The sequence below is a fragment of the Microcoleus sp. T2B6 genome (assembly GCF_036700475.1).
Lineage (GTDB): Bacteria > Cyanobacteriota > Cyanobacteriia > Cyanobacteriales > Microcoleaceae > Microcoleus.
The window spans coordinates 1-25,248 of the sequence record NZ_JAUBOZ010000110.1 but is presented as its reverse complement, the minus strand read 5'-3'; the positions used below and the strand labels follow the sequence as shown (position 1 = coordinate 25,248).

Genomic DNA, 25,248 nt, shown 5'->3' with positions numbered 1-25,248 from the left:
TCCCCGTGCCTACCCCAGTCAAGGCGGGGCAACCACGGGGGGTTTGCCCCTACAAGAATTACACGAATCATTTAGGATTGCTATAGTTGATAGCTAACAGTAAAGGTAGGGTGCGTCGCCAGTTTCCAACTCTCGCCTGTTTCTAACAAACGTCTGCTGTTCAGAAACCGGGTTTCTTGATGAAACCCGGTTTCTGAAGTCCGCTTCAAGAAAAATCAGGCTTTTTTGCAAATATTGCGGTGCTAAAATTCGATACTTTCCAAAAAAATCAGGTTTCTGGACTCGAGTCAGTGAAGGATCTAGAGCATCTGTGAGGAGGTGGGGTGGAAGGCTTTCCCGCACACCAAGGCGCATATTTCTAGTCTCTCCGAACAAGACCAGCTTTTGGCTAAGTCTTTTTGATACCAAACATTTTCTAGCACTTCTTTGATAGATTTGCTGCGGAGGTTGTTAAATCCTTGCCCATATTTTTCAAACAGAGCGATCGCCTGGGTCATATAAGTGTCGCTGTAATGAGCGTATTTGGTCTGAGCTGTATAGCAGCAGGGCCACAGTTCAGCGTCAAAACTAACGTAAATTTCAGCTTTCTTTTGCGACTGGCAGTTAATTTCAATGTCCTGAAAATAATTTTCTAATCCTCCATATTCTTGGACGGCTTTGCGAAAGTTGGGGATTTCTGGATTTTGATACTGGGGTAAGGAAGCCGGCTTGAGTTCTACGGAGCTTTCTTTGTTCGCTTTAGCAGCTTTAGCCGGAGCAATTTCTTGAGCGATTTGGAGTTTAACGGCTTGCTGAAAAGCTTCATTGGCTTCTTCTATTTTACCTAATTGTGTCCAAATTTTGGCTAAATTTCGATACACTCCTGAAAAATTTGGTCGAATTTCCAGCGCTTTTTGATAGTGATAAATTGCGGGTTCCCATTGTTTTTGAGAAGCATAAACGCTGCCCATATTTGCATAAACTTCGGCAAATTCTGGCTGAATTTCTAGGGCAGTTTTATAGGAGTTCATCGCTTCCTCCAGACAGTCTGTGAGCTGTAGCAGATTGCCTAATGTTTTGTGAGCGACGGCAAAGTTTGACTGAATCTCAAGTGCTTTTTGACAAGCTAAAAATGCTTGTTCTAAATTTTTTTCCGCTAAATAATCTTCAGCTTGTCGGTGAAAATTGAGAGCTGCTTTTTCTAGGGTGATGGGGGTAGAACGATCGCGCTTTTCCTGCGTCTGGGAGTCCACCTCTGCGATCGCCTCCTCCTTTTCTCCGACTTCATCAACCTCTGACAGCGCAAAGCGAGACGTTGCTTTAGCTTGAAATTTAATAAACCCCAGTCTACGGGCCAAAGCGCGAGCTTCTTCGACTTGGTGTTGATTGTGTTCAAAGACTAAATATTGCCACTCTGCTTGGCCACCGGCGCCAATAAAGGCCTCGACGGATTCCATAATCCGGTTCCAGTTTGTATTGCGACGGTAGAGGTGGTTGGTATCCGCTAATCCATCGATGGCAAAAATAACGCGATCGTCTGGTTGATTCAAAATTTTGGCCAGTTGTCGCCACCAATCAGGGCTGCGTCCGCTACCATTGGTGTACATCCAAAGGTAATTGACTCCCCTTTTGTGAAAATACTTTAGCGCCGGGAGAGTGGTATTACTCACCATCGCATCCCCAAAGTTGCCGCACAGGTAAATGCAAGACAACTGAGAGCAGAATTCTTTAGGGAAGATTCTCTTAATATCTGCTATTGTCAATTCTGTCATTGGCAAAATAGGGTTCCCCGTGCGCGGACACTGAGGACAACCGGCATTACATCGGGAGGTAATGTCTAATTGCACTATTTCGATATCTTCGTATCTTAAGAACATTGTCTGCCTCCCCTGATGTTAATAAAGTAAAGTTAGTAGTTCTATTGTGACACAGAGTTGGTCGCGCGATCAGGATGTAAGATGGGGCTGGGATCTGGAGCTCTGGCGATCGCAGTTAGCCTTTGTTTTTGTTAACGAAGAATAGGGTAATGATAATCCTGGCGAGCGCAGTCGCATACTTTCTTGTAGTATCCGGGGGTGTTGCAGGTGGCTATAGGTTTCGCCTTTTATTGTTATTAAGAGCGATCGCCACGCAATCATTGAATTGATTGATGAGTGTTGTGGCTGTTATTAGCACCTATCGCGCTATAATTAGTGAGCTTATTGCTGGATAATTGCCCATGACTAATTCTGTTTCAGTCCCCGCCCAACCTCTAATTGTAGGAGTTACCGGTGCATCGGGACTGATTTACGCGGTGCGAACCCTAAAATATCTCTTGGAAGCCGATCGCGCGATCGAACTGGTCGCTTCCAAGTCTACTTACATGGTTTGGCAAAGCGAACAGAACACCCGAATGCCTGCAGAACCTACGCTTCAAGAAGAATTCTGGCGGGAACAAGCAGGAGTAGCCACAATGGGTAAACTTCGGTGTCATCCCTGGCAAGATGTCGGTGCTAATATTGCTAGTGGCTCCTTTCGCACCCAAGGGATGATGATTATTCCCTGTAGCATGAGTACGCTGGGCAAGTTGGCGGCTGGCTTGAGCTCGGATTTGCTCGAAAGAGCGGCCGACGTTCAGCTCAAGGAAGGGAGAAAATTGGTACTCGTGCCTCGCGAAACGCCTTTTAGCTTGATTCACCTGCGGAATTTGACTACCTTGGCGGAAGCTGGAGCTAGAATTGTACCAGCGATTCCTGCTTGGTATCACAATCCGCAAACTATTGAAGATTTGGTAGACTTTGTGGTGGCTCGCGCTTTAGACCAGTTGGGGATTGATTGCGTTCCTCTCAAACGCTGGAAGGAAGAAGAAGGGAGTTAGTTGACAGTTGACAGCTGACAGTTGACAGTTGACAGTTGGCAGTTGGCAGTTGACAGTTGACAGTTGACAGTTGACAGTTGACAGTTGACAGTTGGCAGTTGGCAGTTGACGGTTGAGAGTTGACAGTTGGCAGTTGACAGTTGACAGTTGGCAGTTGACAGTTGGCAGTTGACAGTTGGCAGTTGACAGTTGACAGTTGACAGTTTGTTATTTGTTATTGATGATTTGTTAGTTTTAATTACCAATTACCTATTACCAATATTTTTAATATGCGTCCTGTTTTTTTGCTAGTAATTGTGGTAGGGCTGACTATTTTTGCCCTGCAAAATGTGGAGCCGGCACTATCGCTGGTGTTTTTGGGAGTTCGATCGCCTGCTTTGCCTTTATCTATCTGGATTTTGCTGAGTATGGCGGTGGGAGCTATCACATCTTTATTGATTTCTGGTTTGCTCGCTTTTTCAAATTACCTATCTCCAACGGGAGACCGCAGCGGCCGATCCAGTCGCAGCGGTCCCGATACTTTCCCAGAGGACAGGAGAACACCTTACACGCCGCCTCCCCCTCCTAGAAAACAGGGAATTGACCCGGATCTGAATAGGGAAAATAGCCAAACTCAGGCTCCTAGTTCCTACCGAAATGAGTACGGCACGCCGTCTGGTTACAGTGCCCGGACTTTCCAGCAAGAAACTCCGAACCCGGATGGGGCGAAGGATTACGCTCAACCGGGGACTTATGCAGCGGCAGACGATGAGGATGATTGGGTCTCAGATGGCTCAAAATCGGGTTCTCAAGGGGGCGATGACGATTGGGGGGACGATCGCGATTTTCCCGATCAACCGCAGGTAAATGATGTTCCAGCGGCAAATCCGAGGGCTTACGAAGCTCAGCAGGAACCGAAAAGCAAGTCTTGGGCTGGCTCAGTATATTCTTACGGCTATCGAGATCCGAGTCAGTCTGGGGTGGGGCAAACTGAGGCTGTCTACGATGCGGAGTATCGAGTGCTGGTTCCCCCCCAAGAGGCGATACCTAAACCCGCTGATGAAACACCAATAAATCCTATGGCAGAAGCAGAGGATGATTGGGGATTGGATGAGGGTGATGAGTTTGATGACGATGATGGCCTCAGTGGCGGATCGATTAACCTGAAAAAATAGAAAAATATCGGAGGATTTGGCAGTGGATGGGTTGAGGGGAGTAAATATTTATCTTGTCGGGATGATGGGTGCGGGAAAAACAACGGTGGGGCGGATTTTGGCAAAAAAATTAAAATACCGTTTTTTTGATACTGATGAACTAATTGTTCGAGTTGCTAATCAGTCAATTGCTGAGATTTTTGAGCGAGAAGGGGAAGAGGCTTTTCGGGAACTAGAAACTAAAGTGCTCGGTGAGTTGTCTGCGTATCAAAATTCGGTCGTGGCTACGGGCGGCGGCATTGTGACGCGATCGATGAATTGGGGTTACTTGCACTACGGTGTAGTGGTTTGGTTGGATGTGCCTGTAGATCAATTGTACGATCGACTGCGTTCGGACACCGCTCGACCCCTACTGCAGGAGGGCGAGATCAAATCTAAGCTGCAAAGCCTTTTGAAAGAGCGAGAGCGTTTCTACACTCAAGCAGATGTCCGAGTCTATGCTGGTGTGGGCGAAAGGCCTGAAGCAGTGGCGACTAGGGCGATCGAGGAAATCCAAAAAGTTATCAAACCAGAAACCGGGCCTGAGCTCAATTGATACATTCAGAAAGCGATTTTCTAAGAAAATAACAGGTTTGTGGGGACTTTTGATACCAGTTCAAAAAAATAATGCAACTATACGCAAGCTCCAAACCACCACATTTATCAGTCATTCCCAAAATCTCAAATCTCAAATCTCAAATCTCAAATCGTAGGACTTCGGTGAAAATACTGGTTTTTGTCTGAGTGTCTCCGTTTAACCACCCAATATTTTGCAATCCACCGGGTTTGACTGGATGCGATGCGTAACTTTTATAAGTATGAGGATGTGGTGATGCGGAGATTTTATACAAGAACTAATGGCAGACTCATCTGATGCGTTAAAGCCGGCTATTGAGTTCTCCCTAAAAATAAAATGGCCCCACCGCTGAAGGGCTGTAGGGCGCAAGGACAGTTAAACGCTAACTTGATTGTCGGGAAATTTAGCATCAATGCTATCCTCCTATGTGACGATTTTACGATCGTCCATTCCCTCATCAACTCTCTCGTATCAAAAAATGTAACCCAGCACCGATCGAATTTAATCTGTCCTATTCTAAAAAAAATACCTCATGCATTCTGACTAGCAGCTCCCTAAAGCTGCTTTTTTATTGGGATGAGTTTTTGGCTGCGGGACTTGCGGGATTTGGGCAATAACATTTTGAGCAACAGTCGCTACAGTTCAATACTGCCCTAGGGGTTTTCAGTTCCACTCCCGGTGTGTCGGTAATTAGTAATTGGGAATTAGTAACGCGCAACGGGGAATCGGAAATTGAGAAGCTTTACCTCACGAGGCTTGAAAACTGCTATGATTACGGCGCGGAACGGGGAATTAATCCGGGGGTGGGGGATTGAAAAAAAATAAGCTGTATTTATTGATGGGCGAGCTGATAGTTTTGGGCTACATATCCGTTGCGAGTTATAGAATTTGGTTGGATGAATTTCCCGTTCCTCATTAAGAGAATACGAGCTTGCCTGTCCTTGACCAAAACTCGATCGCTCCGCCCAACCCCACACCTGTTAAAGAAATGGTAGCTAATACCGCAAAAGCCCGCCAATTCTTCCAACCAGACATTTGAATATCGAGTCTTGCCAAAGCTCCGGCTGAAATCAAGAGTAAACAAGTAGCAAAAAGGTGCAGCCAAGCAAAAACTACCACTGCCACAAAAGCTCCTACAATAATAGAAAGAAAAGCACCGATATCACTCGAAAACCACCGCAAAATTAAGGCTTTTATGTCTCTCAGTGGGAACGACAATGCGACCGCAAACACTAAAATTGAAGCTATGGCTAGAAACCAAGTCAGGTGCGGTGGAACATCAAACTCAGATAATTTCCAGCCAAAAGTGAAATAAGTAACAAAAAGTAGAGTTAGGGAAACCCAAGAGTTTTTTTTCATCCAATGGCACAATTAGGAGAACCAGGCAAAAAAAAGATGATGAGCCCCAGGAGTGTTTACAGGGCCTATAGGTTAGTAGAAATAGCTTGCACCGGACAGGTAGGGATGCACTGCTCGCAAACGATACACCGCGATCGAGCAAAACTTAGTTTAAAGCTTTCTGGGTCAAGGGTCAAGGCTTCTGTCGGGCAAACTCCCGTACACAAACCGCAGTCAACGCAGATATCTTCGTCTATGAGTATTTCCCGACTGGCTAGGGAAACGCCGATATTTTGCGATCGCATCCAGTCGATCGCCGCTTCTAGTTGGTCGATGTCCCCTGATAACTCTAGCACCAGTTTGCCCACTTGATTCGGAGCCACCTGAGCGCGGATAATGTTGGCTGCAACATTAAAATCCTTTGCCAGTCGATAGGTGACAGGCATTTGGATCGATCGTTGGGGAAACGTCAGTGTTACCCGTTTTTTCACCCTGCAAGTCCTCGGTAATTTACAAACAATCTTTGTTATCTTATGTTTTAGCGCACTTGGCCTAATTCTGGCCTCTTCAAAAATTTTTATGAGATTGGTCTGATTATCTCAAAATGTGCTATAATCTGAATCTATTATTTAAAATAAAAACATAGAAATCCAAGCGCAATTTATTTTATGACCCAGAATTCGCCCAACTCAACTGTCGCCCCCGCCGCCAAAAATCCCGAAACAAAAGTCGCCACGCGCCTCAGAAACTTATTGATCGTGTTAGCAGCGATCGTCCTTTCAATATCCATCTTCTTCGGGCTGCAAACCCAAACGCCGTCAAGCAGTCTCACCGACATGGCAAAAGCTTCAACGCCATTAGAAACAGCTTTGGTAAATGGCAAACCGACACTCATGGAATTTTATGCTAATTGGTGCGGTAGCTGTCAGGCAATGGCTAAAGATCTGAGCGAAATCAAACAGAAATACGCCGAACCGATGAATTTTGTGATGCTGAATGTAGACAATGACAAATGGCTGCCAGAAATCACAAAATATCGAGTAGATGGCATTCCGCACTTTGTCTATTTGAACGATAAAGGCAGCGCCGTTGCTGAAACAATGGGCGAAATGCCACGCACTATTATGGAAGCTAACTTAGATGCTTTAATTGCAGGAAAACCTCTGCCACACGTCCAAGCGGCAGGTCAAGTTTCTAATTTTACTCCACCCACAGGGCCTGTGAAAACAAGTAGCTCCGACCCCCGTGCCCACGGATCTCAAGTACAGTAAATGAAGGAAGTTCGGCAACGGATTCTGTAACGGATGTAACGGATGTCAGGAAGAGGGAAGAAGGAATAAAGAAGAGGGAAAAGGGAAGAAGACTTTAGGAACAGGCAAGATGCCTGTTCCACAAGAAAGTTTATTTGTTGTGGAACAGGCATCTTGCCTGTTCCTGATGGCGATAACTTAGAGAGATTCAAAAGCCCCTGGCAATTTCTGCCAATCTGCGTTTTGGGCGATCGACTACCTCTAAAGGAATATTCAAAAAAACATTTTTGACAATTTATTAAAATTTATTATACTACTTGTCAGGTGCGGAGCGTAAATATTCTCTCACTCCCGATACACAATAAAGCCTGACCGAAAACAATTTAGTCGCCAGCCCCGCGATTCATTCCTTTGCAGGCTGACTGACGGGGTAAACTTTTCAATTCTTTAATCTAAAATCTAAAATCTAAAATCGAATGACTCCCGACAAAACCGGATTCAGTATTAGCGCGACAGCCATTCGCCGCCACATCGGCACCCTCATGCTGACACTTGCCATTATAGTCGTGGGCATTTTCTACATAACCCAACTGCCCGTTGACTTGCTGCCCTCCATCACCTATCCCCGCATCAGCGTGCGCTTAGACGCCCCCGGAGTCTCCCCAGAAGTGGCAGTTGACGAAATTACCCGCCCCCTCGAACAAGGACTTTCAGCAACAGAAGGAGTCACGCAAGTTTTCTCCCGCACGCGGGAAGGACAAGTCAGCGTCGATTTATTCTTTAGACCCGGCGGCAATATCGACCAAGCCCTCAACGACGCTACAGCCTCCGTCAACCGCATTCGCAACCGACTTCCTGATACAGTTGAATCGCCAAATCTATTTAAATTTGACCCTTCTCAACAGCCGGTTTACGAATTTGCCCTGACTTCAGACTCACGCCAAGGGGTAGATTTGCGGGTATTTGCCGATGAAGAATTAGCCAGGGAAATAAACGTGATTCCCGGAGTCGCTTCCGTTGACATTTCCGGCGGCGTTCAAGAAGAAATTCAAGTTAATATTGACCTGAATCGGCTGCAAAGTTTAGGAGTTAATCTCAACGACGTTTTTAATGCTTTGCGTTCGCGCAATTTAGACACTTCCGGCGGCCGGCTGCGGCAAGAATCAAACGAACCGCTGACGCGCACAATTGGTCGCTTTAAAACAGCCTCGGAAATCGCCAATCTTTCCTTTCAAGTATCCGGTTCCAACCCGCCAAAACGAGTCTACCTGCGCGATTTTGCCCAAGTTAATGACGGCACGGAAGAACAGCGAGTCAAAGTTTTTCTCAATCAAAAACCGGCCGTTAAAATTAGCATCTTGAAACAGCCGGACGCCAACACAATTACTGTTGTAGACGGAGTGAAAAATCGCATCAAAGAAATGCAGGATTCCGGGTTAATTTCGGCGGACATGACCGTAGTTACTACCTTAGACGAATCCAGATTTATCCGCAATTCCTTAGCCGATGTGGCGAATGCGGGGGTTTCAGGGGCAGTGCTGGCTGCGATCGCAGTTTTGTTCTTTTTAGGTTCCCTGAGACAAACCCTGATTATCTCTCTGACTATTCCCCTGTGTACTCTAGCAGCCATTATTTTAATGCGGCTGTTCGGCTTGTCGCTGAACTTGTTTAGTTTAGGGGGTTTAGCGTTAGGAATTGGTCAGGCGATCGATACCAGCGTAGTTATTTTAGAAAATATTGTAGTCGGTCTAGACAGCAACCCTCATCTGAAAAAAGGCAGAATCAAAGATCGGAAAGAACGCACGATAGAAGAGTCTGTATTGCGGAGTGAAGAAGTAGAATCAGCAATGATTGCCTCCACTGCCGCTAACTTAGTATCAGTGCTGCCATTCCTGCTGATCGGTGGCTTCTTTTCGCTGCTATTTAACGAATTGATTTTGACAATTAGCTTTGCAGTAGCAGCGTCTCTGCTAGTAGCTTTAACTGTAGTGCCGATGCTGACTTCTCGCTTGATGGGAATGTCTTATTCCAGCGGTATCAGTCAGTTCGGGCCGATAAAACATTTCAACCGCGGTTTTGAAAACGGCACGCGGGCCTACGGTTCAATGCTGTCAAAAGTGCTGGGTTTGCGGTTAATTATCATTGCCCTCGCTTTTGTGATTTTAGGCGGCGGCACTTGGGTGATGGCAGGTCAAATCCCCCAAGAAATTTTGCCGAGAGTTAATACAAGTCAAGCCCGATTATTTGCTTTGTTTCCTCCGGGTACTAACTTGGAAACCAATCAAAAAGTGGTTGCCGCCGCCGATAAACTTCTGCTCGCACAGCCAGAAACAGCGTACACTTTAACGACAGCGGGAGGGCTGCTTTTCGGCAACAATACAGTTGAAAATTTGCTTAGGGGAAGCAGCACAATCACGCTAAAACCAGGTACGAATACCATCGCTTTTACGGAAAGAATGACTGAGGAATTCAAGAAACTTGACGTTCCTAAAGGAACTCGTCTGCGGCTAGTTCCAGAATCGATTAGGGGTTTAGTTTTAACTAATTCCCCAGTGCGAGGTGGCGAAATTGATGTGGTGGTTCAGGGGCCAACTGAAGAAGTATTGCAGCAAGCAGGTCGTCAGATATTAAAAGAATTAGATGAGAAGGTAAAATTAGCCCGGTTTCGCCCGGACGGAGACGCGCCGCAGTCAGAAGTGCAAATTCGTCCAGACTGGGAAAAGGCCGCTGTGTACGGGCTGACGGCCCAAGACATTGGGGAGACGATTCAGACAGCAATTGAAGGTGCTGTTCCGACTCAATTGCAGCGGGGAAACCGCTTGGTAGATGTGCGGGTGCAGTTCGATCGCACTTCTGTAAAATCTATTGCTCAACTCGGACAAATTCCCTTATCTGGCGGCAATAATAGCATCGTCCGTTTAAGCGATGTGGCAAATATTACGATCGGCAAAGCACCAGGAGAAATTCAGCGTCTCAACCAGCGGCAAGTTTTCTTAGTTGTAGGAAACTTGAATCGGGGCGCAAGTCTCGGCGATGCTGTCCAGCAAGTCGATGCAGTTTTATCAGAAATGAAGTTGCCGCGAGGAGTAAGCATTGTGCCGAGTTCTGCTGCTGAAACTAATCAGCAATTGCAAACTTCTCTAAAACTTTTGGGCGGATTGGCGACTTTTTTAGTGTTTGTAGCGATGGCGGTGCAGTACAATTCCCTGGTTGACCCGCTGGTGATTTTGCTGACAGTGCCGCTGGCGTTGGCGGCGGGAGTATTCGGGCTTTATGTGACCAAAACTGCGATCGGTGCGACGGTGATGATCGGTGCAATTTTGCTAGTGGGAATTGTGGTGAATAACGGCATCATTATGATCGAGTTGGCGAACCAAATCCTGGAAGATGAAGGAGTCGATCGCACAACAGCAATTCTCAGGGCGGCACCTCAGCGCTTGCGGCCGATTTTGATGACAACTATTACTACAGTTTTGGGTTTGTTTCCCCTAGCTTTGGGAATTGGAGAAGGTTCGGAGTTTCTGCAACCTTTGGGTGTGGTGGTGTTTTCGGGTTTGTCGCTGGCGACGCTGCTGACGCTGTTTATTATTCCCTGTTTCTATATTTTGCTGCACGATTTCTTCGGGATGTTTGCAGCGAAGAAGAAGCCGCAGGCGGTGGCTATTCCTGTGCAGAAGGTGGGGAGAAAGACTCCGAATTTGTAATAATTTAGTGCCAGCAAATACGCGCTTTTCCCGCAATCCGGCAGGGAATGAATTCCCTGCCTCATAGCGAAAGTCGGTTAAAACCGACTGTAGATTTTGACGGGAAGTGCGATCGATTTTAGTCCTCTTTCAGAGGACTTTTGCTATGAGACAGGGAATTCATTCCCTGTCGGACTGTCGGTTAAAACCGACTGTAGATTTTGAGGAAAAATACGATCTATTTCAGTCCTCTTTCAGAGGACTTTAGCTATGAGACAGGGAATTCATTCCCTGTCGGAGTGTCGGATTTACCAACAATACTGGTACTGCATTTGATGTTAAGTTGACGCGCCGATAATTAGTCGGTAAGGTGCGTCAGTAAACAGTCTCTGACTCCCCAAAGAAATTCCAGACTGACGCACCATACGATAAATGCTGCAAGATTTCAGTTAAAATAGAGTTTATTTACGCTGAAATATCTTTATGCTGATTTTACCAAAACATGAAAAACAAATTGACTGGTCGTTCTCATACATAAATCAACCCATTAATTCCGAGTGGGCGACGATTGTCAGTGGCGATCGCAAAAAAGTCACTTTAGTCGATCGCAACTTCTCCCCAAAATACGAATACCAGCTTCCCGACGAAATTAGCTGTTTAGCCATCAGTCCCAAAGGCGATTTGCTGGCAGCAATTATGGCAAATGGCAATCATTTGGCAATTATGACAGCAGAAAACCAGCTAGTTTTTGAAGAACAGCTACCAAACCCTCCTGTTAAGTATTTTTTGGATAACGAGAATGGATTTCAGGACTGCTGGTTTGATGCAGACGGCTTGCGTTTTTGGTGCATGAAATTAATTGAATTCAAGGAAGTAGAAATTCAAATTCGCGATACCAATTCGTGGCAAATTCAGCGAAAACTTCGCCTCAAAGACCCTATTGGCGGCTACAGTACCTTTTCGTTTCACCCACACCCGGAAAATCAAATTTTAGCTCTTTGGGCTGCTTGCGGTCAGAACGGACAGCAAATCTACTGGCTTTATGATGATGGTACGACAATTCATGCCGTGGAGGTTCCCTGTCTGTATGACACATCACCTCCTCAATTTCATCCTGCTGGTGACGAATTTTTGGTTATAGATAGTTCCGAAAGACAACTCAGCCGATTCAGTTTTCCTGAGTGCAATTTAATGGGAATATGCGAATGGCCTTGGCCTGATTCGGATGATGGTTTTGATTACTCTATGTGCTACCTATCGGACGATCGCGTTCTAATTAACACTAATGAAGGACTTATGTATCTAATCGATCTTAACAAAATGGAAATATCAGATCAACTAATTTTAATCGGTCACGAGCCACGTTCCTGTAAAGAACTTTACCCCACTCTTAAGGATCTTAAAGAAGAGGTTTGCGGTGACTTGAACTATTTCTATCGATTTGATTCAGATAGGATTCTGTCCGTTCATTCACAAATCCTGACTCAAGAACCTGACTCTAAACAGAAGACATTAGTTATCTTCGGCGGAAAAGAGCTGTTTGGTTCCCTGGCGACGGTACAAGAATCCGCACCTTACAGTAAATTATTCATTCAATCTTTAGGCATTTCTTAAGGATTTTCAATACAAAACGCTTCTTGTGCCGTGTTAGCTTTTCACTCGCTTTCCCACAATCCGACAGGGGTTGAAACCCCTGCCTCATAGCGAAAGTCGGTTAAAACCGACTGTAGAGTTTGACGGGAAGTGCGATCGATTTTAGTCCTCTTTGAGAGGACTTTTGCTATGAGACAGGAATTCATTCCCTGTCGGAGGGTCGGATTTACCAACAATACCGCTACTGCATTTGATGTTAAGTTGAGGCGCCGATAATTAGTCGGTAAGGTGCGTCAGTAAAAATTCTCTGACTCCCCAAACAAATTCCCGACTGACGCACCCTACGATAAATGCTGCAAGATTTCAGTTAAAATAGAGCTTATTTACGCTGAAATATCTTTATGCTGATTTTACCAAAACATGAAAAACAAATTGACTGGGGTATCTTAGCCATAAATCAACGCACTGATTCCGATTGGACTATTGCGACAAGTTGCGATCGCAAAAAAGTCACTTTAGTCGATCGCAACTTGTCGCCAAAATACGAATACCAGCTTCCAGACGAAATTAGCTGTTTAGCCATTAGTCCCAAAGGCGATTTGCTGGCAGCAATTATGGCAAATGGCAATCATTTAGCAATTATGACAGCAGAAAACCAGCTAGTTTTTGAAGAACAGCTACCTAACCCTCCTGTTAAGTTTTCGTATAACAAAAATGGATTTCAGGACTGCTGGTTTGATGCAGACGGCGTGCGTTTTTGGTGCATGAAATTAATTGAAGGCGGGGAAGTCGAGATTCAAATTCGCGATACCAATTCGTGGCAAATTCAACGACAACTTTTGCTCGAAGACCCTTTTTGCTGGAGTTCCTTCTCGTTTCACCCGCACCCCGAAAATCAAATTTTAGCTCTTTGGGCTGCCGCAGGTCAGGACGGACAGCAAATCTACTGGCTTTATGACGATGGTACGGAAATTCACGCCGTGGAGGTTCCATGTCCCGATGACACAGGGCCTCCAGAATTTCATCCTGCTGGTGGCGAATTTGTGGTTGTACACGATTGCGATCGACAAATCAGCAGATTCAGTTTTCCTGAGTGCAATCTACTTGGAATATGCGAATGCCCTTGTCCTGATTCGGATGACAGGTTTAGCTACTCTACCTACCTATCAGACGATCGCCTTCTAATTAACACTGGTAATGGGAGAATGTATCTAATCGATATTGAAAAAATGGAAATGTTAGATGAACTGATTTTAAGCGGTCATGAACCGCGTCCTTCTCAAGAACTTTATCCTAATCTCAAGGATGTTGAAGAAGGACTTTGCAGCGACTTGGACCGCTTTTATCGATTTGATTCAGATAGTATTCTTTCCGTTCACTCACAACTGCCGAGTCAAGAAGCTGACTCTACACAGAAGACATTAGTTATCTTTGGGGGAAAAGAGCTGTTTGGTTCCTTGACGGAGGTACAACAATCCGCACCCTACAGTCAATTATTCATTCAATCTTTAGGCATTTCTTAAGGATTTTCAATACAAAACGCTTCTTGTGCCGTGTTAGCTTTTCACTCGCTTTCCCACAATCCGACAGGGGTTGAAACCCCTGCCTCATAGCGAAAGTCGGTTAAAACCGACTGTAGAGTTTGACGGGAAGTGCGAGGGATTTTAGTCCTCTTTGAGAGGACTTTAGCTATGAGACAGGGAATTCATTCCCTGTCGGACTGTCGGTTAAAACTGAGATATTGCACCATTCTCAATTAGACGTAGGGGCGGGTTCGCCAACAGCCTTAAAGCTTGCAAATAGGTTCTATAAACCCGCCCGACCCCACGAAAAATCCTCTTATTGATATTGCTGCAAGATGTCGGTTAAAACCGACTGTAGATTTTGACGGGAAGTGCGATCGATTTTAGTCCTCTTTGAGAGGACTTTTGCTATGAGACAGGGAATTCATTCCCTGTCGGAATGTCGGACTTACCAACAATACCGCTACTGCATCTGATGTGAAGTTGACGCGGCAATAATTAGTGGGTAAGGTGCGTCAGTAAAAATTCTATGACTCCCAAAAGAAATTCCCGACTGACGCACCCTACGAGAATTAGTGTGTTTGACATCCGAAAGTCTTTGTGGTACACTTGTACTACATAACAAACTTGCAAAACCAACTTAAACAAAAATGCCCTACGAAAAATTAGACATATCAGCCCCAAAACCAGTATTATCTTGGGCAAATCACGCCCTGGGCGAAAAAGAAACCAAGATGACCGCAAACGTAGCATCTTTGCCCTTTGTATTCAAACACGTCGCACTAATGCCCGACGTACATTTAGGAAAAGGTGCTTTAGTCGGTTCAGTAATTGCCACAAAAGAAGCGATTATTCCGGCGGCTGTGGGCGTCGATGTGGGTTGCGGTATGTCTGCGATAAAAATGCCATTCAAAGCTCACAAATTAGAAGGCAAACTCAAACAAATTCGCCTCGATATCGAAGCAGCAATTCCAGTCGGATTTTCGGAAAACAAAGAAGTAGAAACAACTGTCACCAACTGGCAAGGATGGGGCGAGTTTAAGGAACTTCATCAAGGTGTGCAGCACCAAAACAATAAAGCCTTAAAACAAATGGGTTCCCTCGGCGGCGGTAATCATTTTATTGAGGTTTGCGTTGATACTGAAAACTTTGTTTGGCTGATGCTGCATTCCGGTTCTCGCGGCATTGGAAATTTGCTCGCACAGCAGCATATAGAGACGGCTAAAGATTTAGCTAAACTGGCAGAAATTAATCTGGCTGACAAAGATTTAGCTTATTTTGTGGCGGGTACGCGGGAGTTTGCGGCTTACTGGCACGATTTGCAGTGGGCGCAAGATTATGCTCGTTTTAATCGCGATGTAATGATGAATCGGTTTAAGCGAATTGTGGAAAAGCACGTCGCGGGCGGCAAATCTGTTAAGCCGTTATTAGAGGTGAATTGCCACCACAATTACGCGGAAAAAGAGGTGCATTTTGGCGAAGATGTGTATGTTACTCGCAAGGGTGCCGTGCGCGCGGATGTAGAGGATTACGGGATTATTCCGGGTTCGATGGGGGCGAAATCTTTTATTGTTAAAGGGAAGGGAAATGCTGAAAGTTACTGTAGTTGCAGTCACGGTGCGGGGCGCTTGATGTCTCGCACTCAAGCGAAGAATGTATTTACTCTCGATGATTTGGTGCGGCAGACTGAGGGGGTTGAGTGCCGCAAAGATGAACAATTTTTAGATGAAATTCCGGGGGCTTACAAGTCCATTGATGAGGTGATGAGTCAGCAGTCGGATTTGGTGGAAGTTGTGGCGACTTTGAAGCAGGTGGTTTGTGTCAAGGGGTGATGGCGAGAATCCGCAACCGGGTTTTTTACGAAATTACTGCATTTGAGCCTTGAAGGATCGTGAAAAACCCGGTTTCTTTTTCAGGAGTGGGTCTCCCAAAGTCGGTATTGACACAAGGCTTCTTAATGGTTTATAAATAAAATAATGTAGATATTGGCATAATCCCGAATATTACTCGATTGCAAAAATGGAAATACGTTGGGTCATATGAACAATAAAAACCATTTTTAATTATGAAGATTATTTCACTTAGACTCAAAAATAATTTTTGGGATTGGCATTTTGATGAAATTAAGTTTTCATCAAACTTAACCCTTTTAGTAGGCGTATCAGGTGCAGGCAAAACCCAAATCCTGCGTGCAATTATCGATTTAAGACGTATTGCAAATGGAACAGCTATAAATGGGTTTGAATGGGAAATCATATTTTCTACGGTAAACGGTACTGAATTTATTTGGGAAGGTCGTTTTGATACTGTTGAAAAAAATGAGCTAAGTTTTGAGGATGATGAAAAAGAAAAACAAGATGAGCGAGAAAAATCTTCCTTAATTTATGAAAAATTGACATCAAATAATCAGGTTTTAATTGAGCGAAATTTGGAAGAAATCATGTTTAAAAATAGCCCAATGCCTAAACTTTCTTCGCATCAATCAATGATATATATTTTGAAAGAAGAAAGTGTGATAAAAGAAGCCTTTGATGCTCTAAATAAAATAAAATATCGCGACCATACAATAAACGGTCGGCGTCTTCTAAACTCGAACCAATCTTTTCAGTCGCTCAAAAATAAATACAAAACCTTAGACAGCATAGTAAATAGTGATGAGGATATTATAACTAAACTATATCTGACTTATGAAAACAAGTTAGATATTTATGAAAAAATAAAGTCAAGATTTATTGACATTTTTCCACAAATCGGGGATATAAAAGTTGAGCCTTTTAAAACTGACATCTTCTTCCCTAAAGCAATTGCTGAGAAAATTCCGCCTGCTATTTCTATAAAAGAGAAATCTGTACCAAAATGGATTAGAGAAGATAGGATGTCTTCGGGGATGTTGCGTACAATTATTCATATTGCCGAAATGTTTCTGGCAAATGAAGGTTCCGTAATATTGATTGATGAATTTGAAAATAGTTTAGGCATAAATTGTATTGACATCTTGACTGATGACCTGATTCACGAAAATAAAACCTTACAATTTATTGCTACAAGCCATCACCCTTACATTATCAATAATATTCCGTATGAATATTGGAAAATTGTGACTCGACAGGGCGGACATATTAGAATTTGTAATGCCTCAGATTATCATTTGGGTAAATCTAAACAAGACGCATTTATTCAATTAACCAAAATTCTCGAAAAACAATCATAGTATGAACTTCTATTTTGTATTTGAAGGGAAGACAGAACCGATTGTTTATAAAAAGTGGTTATCTGTACTTCTTCCAGACTTGACAGAAGTGGATAGTTTTGATGCTGTAAATCAGAATAACTATTATTACGAAAGTGATATGGGCGTTCCTAGTTGCTACAGAGTTGCTGCTAATGCTATCCAAGAAATTAACGATTTTCCTAAATATAATTACTTGGTACTATTTACAGATGCAGACCGTTTTACAGTTGCAGAGAAAAAAGCGGAAGCTGATAAGCAAATTAACTTAGAATTACAATATAAACCTTTTAAAACATTACCGGAAAATTGCCAACTAGAAATTATTGTGCAGAAAGTTTGTATTGAAACTTGGTTTTTAGGCAATAGGAATTTCTTTGTCAGACATCCACAACATAATGCAACTTTGAAACAATACATCGCATATTTTGATGTCTTCACAAATAATCCCGAAGACTTAGCGAGTGAATTTGTGCAAGATGAAGAAAATACAAAGGATATTTTTGGATATAAAACAAAAGCTCTGTTTCATGAAGGTTATCTTAGAGAAATTTTCAAAGAGCGTAGTTCTGCGTCAAACAAGAGTTTTTCTTACCGTAAATCTAAACCGATGCAAGTACAAGAAAAATATTACCTTGACCAACTGATAGCGAGAATTGAGGCCAATTCAGATCACTTACTTAGTTTTCAAGAATTTATAAAGTTTTGTGAGAAAATTAAGGGGCAACTAAATAAATAATACATCGCCGTGCGCGCTGTGGAGAAAGGAGAATTCGATCGCCCAAACAGCATCAAAAGGGGGAAATTGAGCTTAACTCGATTTCCCCCTCTTGACAAACGCTTTGTTTTCTGATGCTTTTCCCTAACACACCATGTGTCTCGACTCAATTTCTAGCAAGCGCAGCAGTGTTTCATCGCCCTTGGCCTTGGCTGCTTCCTTTCTACGATCGAGAATATTGCAAATATTCGCCTGGTGTACTTGCGCCACTTCCACAACTGTTGGGTAATAATCCACAGTCGCTGAGGTGCGAGCTGCTGCGACATCCCGATCGCCAGCTTGAGCATCTCGCTTTTTGGTATAGTTTGGGCCGCCGTATTTTTTGGGGTTGGGAATGTGTCTCGGATACCGATAGTTCCAGTTTTGCCCCCGGTATTTGCCCGCGACTTCGCCTTCGACCATATCAACTGTCGGAATGTCGTACTCGTAGTTTGAACCGCGATAAGTGAGTTTCATATTTTTTGATCCTTATATTTATGGAGATAAAAAGGGCAGTCAGGTCAGGGTTGGTTTTCTTGGCTAAAACTTTTTTAGTTTCTGTATTCAATTATACGGTTTTTTGAGATGAATCGGTTTTATTTACAAAAATTAATATTTGGAGGGGGGAGACGGCAAGAAAAAACCCGCCGCAGCGGGTTTAATCGAGTTTTTGACTAATTCGAGCAGCACCCGGAGCGAAACTGCTTCGCTTGGGAAGAACTAGCCAACTGTCACCTGATCGGTTTGCACGCCTGCGGCACCTTCTTCAGCAGAGGCGATCGCCACCAACTTGTCGAGAATTTCCTGACTGGGAACTTGACCTTTGAGAACAACCGTGCCGCTGAGCTGAGCCACATAAACAGTCTCGATATCAGCAACTTCTGGATCGCCGTCAAAAGCTAAAGCCACCCGCTTCGCCAGGCCGCTTTCGTCAAAATTTCCGTCTGGGCCGACTTTAGCAGGAGCGATGGATTGCGCTTGTGCTGCTTGCTGTACTACTTGTGCCATCGGTTCAGCCTGGGGTGCAGGCTTTTCGAGTCCGAACAGTCTTTTAAACCAACCCATAGTATTTGAGTCTCCTGAAAATACACTTTTTACACGATAGCTCTAGAATTCCAAAAGACTCGTAATTGTTGCAAAACTCAGCGAAATTTATCAAAATGTTTTCCGGTAGACTTTCACAATCTCAAATCTCCCATGATATGCAGATGTTGATTTTGCTATTTTATGTATAGGACGATCGCTACGCCTTGGATTGCAGACCAGTAGTCGAAATAGTTCCCACTTTTACCTTGAACAAACTGCACAGCGCGCCGGAATACATTCCCGGTTTGTTTAACTACCCAGGACATCTTGTGCTGGTCATCGAAGTGTGATCACTGATACAGGGGACGCTAAACCCGCGCTTAATTGAGGGTAGTCCTGCATATACGCTGTAAATCTAATTCTTAACTTTTTATATCATTTCCGGTTACACTCATACATGATGTTGACGGTTGACAGTGAACAGTCAACAGTCAACAGTGAACAGTCAACAGTGAACTCGAATTTACTATTCCGATGCTAACGGATTTGATATTAGATAATATTGTTCTGCTTCCGACCAATTCAGTTTAAGCAACGAATCATCTCCCCATGTCAGCTTGAGACTCGGCTTAATTGCTGTCACGCCCAAAGCCCTAATAATCTGCGCTGCGACAGCTTTCGCCAATAGCGGCGGTACAGAATTTCCGACTTGGCGAAAACCGTGCCATTTTGTGACGTGAAATCTAAACCAGTCAGGATAGGAATGCAGTCGCGCAGCTTCTCTGACTGTAATGCACCGAGGGGCGATCGGGTGAATCGGTCTCGGCGAAGTATAAGCCCCCCTGGCCCGGTCGGTTCCGGCCCTGAGAGTGTTGCAAACTCCGTCGGGGTGAAGCTTGTAAAAACGGCTGATCGGCTCTTTTTCCCCGTGTTTGGCTGCATGAAACCTTTCCATACATTCCAGAGAATGTTTAGTTCGCAAACTACAAGAGAGGATTTGTCGATCGTACTCGCGATCGTAGGAATAATCATCATCCAAACCATCAATTCCGCGCATTATACTCGCATAAGTGCTGCACTTTCCGTACTCCGCCATTACCCAATCTCGGTGCAGCAACTCGCTGTACTTTTCCACTTCCGGCAAATCTCCAATCGCATCCCAAACTGTCGGGACAGCAGGTAAATTAACTTTTTTATAGCGTTTAGGAATTTTAATTTTCGGCAGTATAGTAGTTTGCTGAGGGTATTTGGGTAGCTCATAACCTTCTTTGCACCCAATCAAAAACAATCGTTTGCGAGCTTGCGGCACTCCATAGTGAACAGCGTTGAGAACTTGATAATTTTCTTCTACTTTATAGCCACGTTTCAGAAAAGAGCTAATTAAAACATTCAGGAGTTCTTTGTGTTCTCCTGATGCAATTCCCGGCACATTTTCCATTACAAAAAACTTCGGTCTTAGCTCCAAAACTAAGCGCTGAAAGTGAAAAATTAGAGAATTTCGCGGGTCGTCCACATCGCGCTTGCCCATCATGGAGAATCCTTGACAGGGCGAACCGCTGATTACTACGTCTATCTCGCGCCGCCCGATCGCCGATTTTTTCCGAATTTCTGAACCCCTAAGCTGTGTGACATCTTTGCACAGAATAGAACACAGCGGGAAATTAAACTCGTGTGTGGCGCAGTGAATTGGGTCTATTTCGACTGATGCAAGTACATCAAAACCTGCTTGTTCAAAGCCCAGGGTCATGCCGCCCGCGCCTGCAAATAAATCAACAGCGATCGGTCGCTTTTTCCGATTGCTTGGCATAACATTTCAATAACAAAGTTGCTTTAATAGAAATTAAGAAAATCCACCGCGTTTCTGGTAATAAATCGTGGGTTTGTCCACCAGCCAGCCACAAAGGAACCGGGTTTATACATAACTTTTAAATACACAAAATGCTTTAAGAAGCTGTATTTAATTTGACATTTTTCATTATTTCCGCAGCAGCCCGATCGCACACACCCACATCTCCGAGACTTTCGCGCATTTCCCGATAACCCGCCAAAGTTTGCTGGCGTCGATCGGCATTTTGCAGCAATTCCAGTGCGTGATTCACTATATTTTCCGCAGTCGCCTCGTCTTGCAGCAACTCCGGGACGATCGGCTTCATTTGCACCAAATTGGGCGGAGACATAAAAGGAATCGAAAATTTCAGCACGTGGCGAGCAATAACCGCCGTAATCGGACTGACGCGGTAGGCAACAACTTGCGGAACGTCGAGCAAAGCTAGCTCCAGATTAACAGTACCAGATTTAGCGATCGCCAGATCGGCAGCAGCCAAGATTTCCAGAGTTTGATTTTCTAACAAAGTAGCCCGCAAACCGTAATTCTCGATCGCCTGTTCAATTTTGCTGCGAAAAGCTTTGTTAGCCAGCGGAATCCAAAAATGAACTTCCGGCAATTTAGCTTGAATAATTTGAGCTGCCTCAAATATAACCGGCATCAGGTACTTCAGTTCTTGGTGTCTGGAAGCGGGAATTAGGGCGATCGACACCTGTTCCGGCCCAATTCCCAAAGTTTTGCGGGCAACTTCCCGGCTGGGCGCAGATTGCATTCTATCCACCAAAGGATGGCCAACCCAACTCACTTCGGCTCCTTTTTTTTGATAATAACAAGCTTCTTCGGGGAAAATTGCCAAAAGTTGGTCGCAAATATTGACAATCAGCTCAGTATTGCGAGGAGAAATCGACCAAACCCATTCTTGAGGTGCGATGTACCAAACCACCGGCAAATCAGGCAAATAGCGGCGGATATAGCTGCCAATACCGAGATTTGGAGTCAAATAATCAATCAATACAACAGCATCGGGGCGGAAGTTTTTGAGATATTGTTTAGCTTTTTGCTGAACTTTAATCGTGGGCCAAATATAGGGCACTGATTCTATAAGGCCCATAGAACCAATGCCCACAGTATCGCCTAAAATAGTAGCCCCAGCTTCTGCCATACGAGGGCCGCCCAATGCGGTTATTTCTAGATCAAAACCAGCCGCGACAGCGTGACGTTTTAAGGCTGCAACTAACAAAGATCCTTGCAAATCGCCAGAAACTTCACCAGTGCTAATAAAAATTTTCATATTCGGACTTTATACAGGTGAGATGTTTGCTAATAACTCGGTAACAGCATCATATTGATCGGGCATATTCGCACAGCGTAGCAGTAATTCTAAGTCCAGAGCGGGAAGGAATGTACTCCGGGAAATCTGCTCATAATTTTCACCTGTTAAGTAATAGAGAGATAACTGACTATTTTGCCAAAACCAGACTTCCCGAACACCCAATCTTTTGTAGAATTCTAGAGGATTTATCCCGCCACTGGTAATTACCACTTCAATAGCAATATCTGGGACTATTTTTTGGGTTCCTATATCATAGGAATCATCCGGCTCTTTTCTACCGCCTAATTCTCTGTTACCTAGAGTCGGGCCGCCCTTGCCGTAAAATCGAATCCCGTTTGCTCTCATATATGCCTCTAGGAGCATACAGAGAGTTTTCTTGATTATTTCGTGTTCGGGCGAGACAGTCATAATTTGCAGTATTTTATCGAGATAGAAAAATTTCACACCTCTGACATCTTTAAAAGCTGCTTCTATCGCTTCAAATTGCTCCCAACTAACATCTGAGAACCTGATGCAGCCATCTTGTTCTGTTTCAGGGGATGTAGATTTGACTGAAGTATATACATTCATAGGGCAACAGTCGCTTAGTTCATAGGTTCATTCTACCTCATTCACTTTTTGCCAGGAATCAAACCGCGCCGGCCTTTGGTTATAGACTGCTGCACAAATCTCCGCAGGTGCTGCAAGTGGGCGTTTTCTGGCAACAAATCCAACTGTTCCAAAGCTTGATTGAGAGTGTAGCCAGAATGATATAGAATACGAAAAGTTTTCTTCAAAACTAGCAAATCTTCTGCAGTAAAACCAGCGCGATCGAGGCCTATTTTGTTGATGGCTCGCACTCTCGAAGGATTCCCCTCGACTAGCATATAAGGAGGTACGTCTCGATCGATCCTGCTCAAGCCGCCCACCATAGACAAGCGGCCGATGTGGACAAACTGGTGAACGCCCAAAACACCGCTCAATCGGGCTTGAGACTCGATTTTAACGTGTCCGGCTAAGGCTACAGCATTGGCGATAATTACTCGATCGGCGATCGCGCAATTGTGTCCCACATGAACATAAGCCATCAATAGATTATGATTGCCAATAGTCGTGCTTTCCCCGGCTCCAGTAGCGCGGTTGATTGTCACATATTCCCGAATTTGATTGCTGTCGCCAATTTTCACCCTAGTCGGAGAACCCTCGTATTTCAAATCTTGAGGTTCCAAACCTATCGCCGCACCGGGGAAAATTTGATTGCGAGCACCTATTTCTGTTAGCCCGTCGATAATTGCATGGGCGCCAATCTTAGTCTCCGGCCCGATTTTCACTCTTTCCCCAATTACAGCATAAGCTCCCACTTCTACAGTCGGGTGAAGTTCAGCACCGGGATGAATCACAGCAGTTGGGTGAATCAAAGTAAGCATTTTTCAGTTGTCAGTTGTCAGTTGGCTGTTGTCTGTTGTCTGTTGTCTGTTAGCTGTTGTCTGTGATTAGCTACTGATTAGTCCTTACCAATGCTTTTCGGCCCTGAGCAGGGCATCGGCCTGCGCTGGCCAATGCTCAATTTAATCTACCATCGAAAACGTCAATTCTCCTTCACAAACTTTTTGTCCGTCTACTTCAGCCAGAGCCTGCATTTTTGCGAAGCGACGGCGTTTTACCCACAGCAATTCTACAGTCATCAGCAACTGATCGCCCGGTACAACCTGACGACGGAACTTGACTTCATCAATTCCGGTAAACATCCACAATCCTTGCTTGATGTCTGGCAACTGAGCCAGAACAATACCGCCAACTTGAGCCATAGCTTCGACAATTAATACTCCAGGCATAATTGGTCGTCCGGGAAAATGCCCTTGAAAATGCGGTTCGTTGAAAGTCACATTTTTAATTCCTACAGCCTTCTCGGACGGCACGTAATCAACAATCTTGTCAACCAGTGCAAAAGGATAGCGATGAGGCAATAATTTATGAATTTCTTCGAGAGTAAAAGTAGATTTAACCGCTGGAGAATCATCACCGTTCTCGGTGGGAAGGGATTCAGAATTAGCAGTATTGAGGGTGTTAACTTCAGTCAGCGTAGACATTACTTGAAGACTTTTGAGTGTGGTATTGCAGAAGGCAGAAGGAAGAATAAAGATGCAATCTTAACAGATCACCTGTTTTTTCCTAACTTTTATCTAGGGTAGCTAGAGCTTCCGATTTCAGGGCTTGGGCGAGTTGGACGTGCAGGTTGTGACTGGCTTTGTAAGCCAAGTAGTGAGCTTTTGGCCAAGTTCCTAGCAGACTGAGGTCGCCTACTAAGTCTAAGATTTTATGGCGCACCGGTTCGTTGACAAATCTCAAGGGCGGGTTGAGCCAGCCGGATCGATCGCAAACTAGGGCGTTCTCTAGGGTACCACCTTTGATCAAACCTGCTTGTCGCAATTGGTCAACTTGGCGAGCAAGTCCAAAAGTGCGGGCTGGGGCGATCGCGCTAGCAAAACTTTCTGCCTCTGGCGACCAACTGTACCATTGATTGCCGATCGCCTGTTCCTCAAAATCAATTCCGTAACTAAATCGAGTTTCGGCTGAGGGTAAAGCCGCTGCAAAAGCATCCCCGTGGCGCACCCAAATTGGCTGTTCTAGGACGCAGGAGGGAGTGGGGGCTTGCTTCGATTCTTGAGGAACTAAGCCGATATGGGCGATCGCCTCTACCCAAACCAGAGCCGAACCGTCCAGCAGTGGCACTTCCGGCCCATCAACCTCAATTCGAGCATTATCCGCTCCCATCCCCGCCAAAGCGGCTAATAGATGCTCTACAGTGCGAATTTGACCATCTATACCTGCCAGTTCAGTTGAAAGTGCAGTCTGAGAAACCGCCTCAATTTTTGCAGGAATTCTCGGAGCACCAGGCAAGTCAATTCTGACAAAATAGCGGCCTTCCCCAACCTCTGCAGGCAAAACTCGGACGCGAGTTTGTTCGCCACTGTGCAAACCGATTCCCGATAGTTCAAATTCAGATTTCAGGGTACGTTCAATAGTCATTAGTCATTAGTTAGTAGTTAGTAAGCTGTTAGTCATTTAAATTTATTGCCTCAACCCCTTGCAGTATGGGGTCTGGCCCACAAATAGTGCAGTTTGA

The 25,248-nt window shown here is 44.7% G+C and carries 21 protein-coding genes; 10 read left to right on the top strand and 11 right to left on the bottom strand.

Features of this window, described 5'->3' with window-relative positions:
- Positions 1 to 299: 299 nt before the first annotated feature.
- Positions 300 to 1,856: a tetratricopeptide repeat protein gene (locus QUA00_RS30725; RefSeq protein WP_333412213.1), complete on the bottom strand. Its 1,557-nt coding sequence runs from the start codon at positions 1,854 to 1,856 to the stop codon at positions 300 to 302.
- A 341-nt stretch (positions 1,857 to 2,197) separates the two neighbouring features.
- Between QUA00_RS30725 and QUA00_RS30720 the strand changes: the two genes are divergently transcribed.
- From QUA00_RS30720 to QUA00_RS30710, 3 genes are all read left to right on the top strand, one after another.
- The gene (locus QUA00_RS30720; protein ID WP_333142073.1) at positions 2,198 to 2,836 is read left to right on the top strand and encodes a flavin prenyltransferase UbiX; all 639 of its coding nucleotides are present in this window, start codon (positions 2,198 to 2,200) and stop codon (positions 2,834 to 2,836) included.
- 269 nt (positions 2,837 to 3,105) lie between these two features.
- Positions 3,106 to 3,990 carry a LapA family protein gene (locus QUA00_RS30715; RefSeq protein ID WP_333412212.1) on the top strand — a complete coding sequence of 295 codons (885 nt, stop codon included), beginning with the start codon at positions 3,106 to 3,108 and terminating at the stop codon, positions 3,988 to 3,990.
- Between the two features lie 22 nt (positions 3,991 to 4,012).
- Positions 4,013 to 4,564 (top strand): shikimate kinase, encoded by a 552-nt coding sequence (locus QUA00_RS30710; RefSeq protein WP_333142070.1) that lies wholly within the window; start codon positions 4,013 to 4,015, stop codon positions 4,562 to 4,564.
- Between the two features lie 936 nt (positions 4,565 to 5,500).
- Here the strand turns inward: QUA00_RS30710 and QUA00_RS30705 are convergent.
- Positions 5,501 to 5,944: a hypothetical protein gene (locus tag QUA00_RS30705; RefSeq protein WP_333142069.1), complete on the bottom strand. Its 444-nt coding sequence runs from the start codon at positions 5,942 to 5,944 to the stop codon at positions 5,501 to 5,503.
- Positions 5,945 to 6,009: 65 nt separating this feature from the next.
- The gene (locus QUA00_RS30700) at positions 6,010 to 6,414 is read right to left on the bottom strand and encodes an NIL domain-containing protein (RefSeq protein ID WP_190741019.1); all 405 of its coding nucleotides are present in this window, start codon (positions 6,412 to 6,414) and stop codon (positions 6,010 to 6,012) included.
- Positions 6,415 to 6,591: 177 nt separating this feature from the next.
- Between QUA00_RS30700 and QUA00_RS30695 the strand changes: the two genes are divergently transcribed.
- The 7 genes from QUA00_RS30695 to QUA00_RS30665 all read left to right on the top strand — a co-directional run bounded on the left by QUA00_RS30695 (position 6,592) and on the right by QUA00_RS30665 (position 17,940).
- Positions 6,592 to 7,194: a thioredoxin family protein gene (locus QUA00_RS30695; RefSeq protein ID WP_333142068.1), complete on the top strand. Its 603-nt coding sequence runs from the start codon at positions 6,592 to 6,594 to the stop codon at positions 7,192 to 7,194.
- A 455-nt stretch (positions 7,195 to 7,649) separates the two neighbouring features.
- Positions 7,650 to 10,877 (top strand): efflux RND transporter permease subunit, encoded by a 3,228-nt coding sequence (locus tag QUA00_RS30690; RefSeq protein ID WP_333412211.1) that lies wholly within the window; start codon positions 7,650 to 7,652, stop codon positions 10,875 to 10,877.
- Positions 10,878 to 11,339: 462 nt separating this feature from the next.
- Positions 11,340 to 12,470 carry a hypothetical protein gene (locus QUA00_RS30685; protein ID WP_333412210.1) on the top strand — a complete coding sequence of 377 codons (1,131 nt, stop codon included), beginning with the start codon at positions 11,340 to 11,342 and terminating at the stop codon, positions 12,468 to 12,470.
- 380 nt (positions 12,471 to 12,850) lie between these two features.
- A complete protein-coding gene (locus QUA00_RS30680; protein WP_333307992.1) occupies positions 12,851 to 13,972 on the top strand; it encodes a hypothetical protein in 1,122 nt (373 codons plus the stop codon).
- A 650-nt stretch (positions 13,973 to 14,622) separates the two neighbouring features.
- On the top strand, positions 14,623 to 15,804 hold the full coding sequence (locus tag QUA00_RS30675; protein ID WP_333412209.1) for an RtcB family protein: 1,182 nt from the start codon (positions 14,623 to 14,625) through the stop codon (positions 15,802 to 15,804).
- 233 nt (positions 15,805 to 16,037) lie between these two features.
- Complete coding sequence (locus tag QUA00_RS30670) at positions 16,038 to 17,183, top strand: AAA family ATPase (protein WP_333412208.1); 1,146 nt, start codon at positions 16,038 to 16,040, stop codon at positions 17,181 to 17,183.
- 1 nt (position 17,184) lies between these two features.
- Positions 17,185 to 17,940: a hypothetical protein gene (locus QUA00_RS30665; RefSeq protein ID WP_333412207.1), complete on the top strand. Its 756-nt coding sequence runs from the start codon at positions 17,185 to 17,187 to the stop codon at positions 17,938 to 17,940.
- Between the two features lie 123 nt (positions 17,941 to 18,063).
- On the opposite strand, the gene QUA00_RS30660 is transcribed toward QUA00_RS30665, so the two are convergent.
- The 8 genes from QUA00_RS30660 to lpxC form a co-directional block, all read right to left on the bottom strand.
- Complete coding sequence (locus tag QUA00_RS30660; protein ID WP_333286809.1) at positions 18,064 to 18,435, bottom strand: DUF4278 domain-containing protein; 372 nt, start codon at positions 18,433 to 18,435, stop codon at positions 18,064 to 18,066.
- A 243-nt stretch (positions 18,436 to 18,678) separates the two neighbouring features.
- Positions 18,679 to 19,023: a BON domain-containing protein gene (locus QUA00_RS30655; RefSeq protein WP_333140664.1), complete on the bottom strand. Its 345-nt coding sequence runs from the start codon at positions 19,021 to 19,023 to the stop codon at positions 18,679 to 18,681.
- 487 nt (positions 19,024 to 19,510) lie between these two features.
- A complete protein-coding gene (locus QUA00_RS30650) occupies positions 19,511 to 20,791 on the bottom strand; it encodes a DNA cytosine methyltransferase (RefSeq protein ID WP_333412206.1) in 1,281 nt (426 codons plus the stop codon).
- A 136-nt stretch (positions 20,792 to 20,927) separates the two neighbouring features.
- The gene (gene lpxB / locus QUA00_RS30645; protein ID WP_333412205.1) at positions 20,928 to 22,100 is read right to left on the bottom strand and encodes a lipid-A-disaccharide synthase; all 1,173 of its coding nucleotides are present in this window, start codon (positions 22,098 to 22,100) and stop codon (positions 20,928 to 20,930) included.
- Positions 22,101 to 22,109: 9 nt separating this feature from the next.
- The gene (locus QUA00_RS30640; RefSeq protein WP_333412204.1) at positions 22,110 to 22,712 is read right to left on the bottom strand and encodes a Uma2 family endonuclease; all 603 of its coding nucleotides are present in this window, start codon (positions 22,710 to 22,712) and stop codon (positions 22,110 to 22,112) included.
- A 41-nt stretch (positions 22,713 to 22,753) separates the two neighbouring features.
- On the bottom strand, positions 22,754 to 23,548 hold the full coding sequence (lpxA, locus tag QUA00_RS30635) for an acyl-ACP--UDP-N-acetylglucosamine O-acyltransferase (protein WP_333142058.1): 795 nt from the start codon (positions 23,546 to 23,548) through the stop codon (positions 22,754 to 22,756).
- Between the two features lie 141 nt (positions 23,549 to 23,689).
- Positions 23,690 to 24,211: a 3-hydroxyacyl-ACP dehydratase FabZ gene (fabZ, locus tag QUA00_RS30630; protein ID WP_333142057.1), complete on the bottom strand. Its 522-nt coding sequence runs from the start codon at positions 24,209 to 24,211 to the stop codon at positions 23,690 to 23,692.
- Between the two features lie 82 nt (positions 24,212 to 24,293).
- Positions 24,294 to 25,151, bottom strand: coding sequence for a UDP-3-O-acyl-N-acetylglucosamine deacetylase (gene lpxC / locus QUA00_RS30625; RefSeq protein WP_333412203.1), 858 nt, complete (start codon positions 25,149 to 25,151; stop codon positions 24,294 to 24,296).
- Between the last annotated feature and the right edge of the window lie 97 nt (positions 25,152 to 25,248).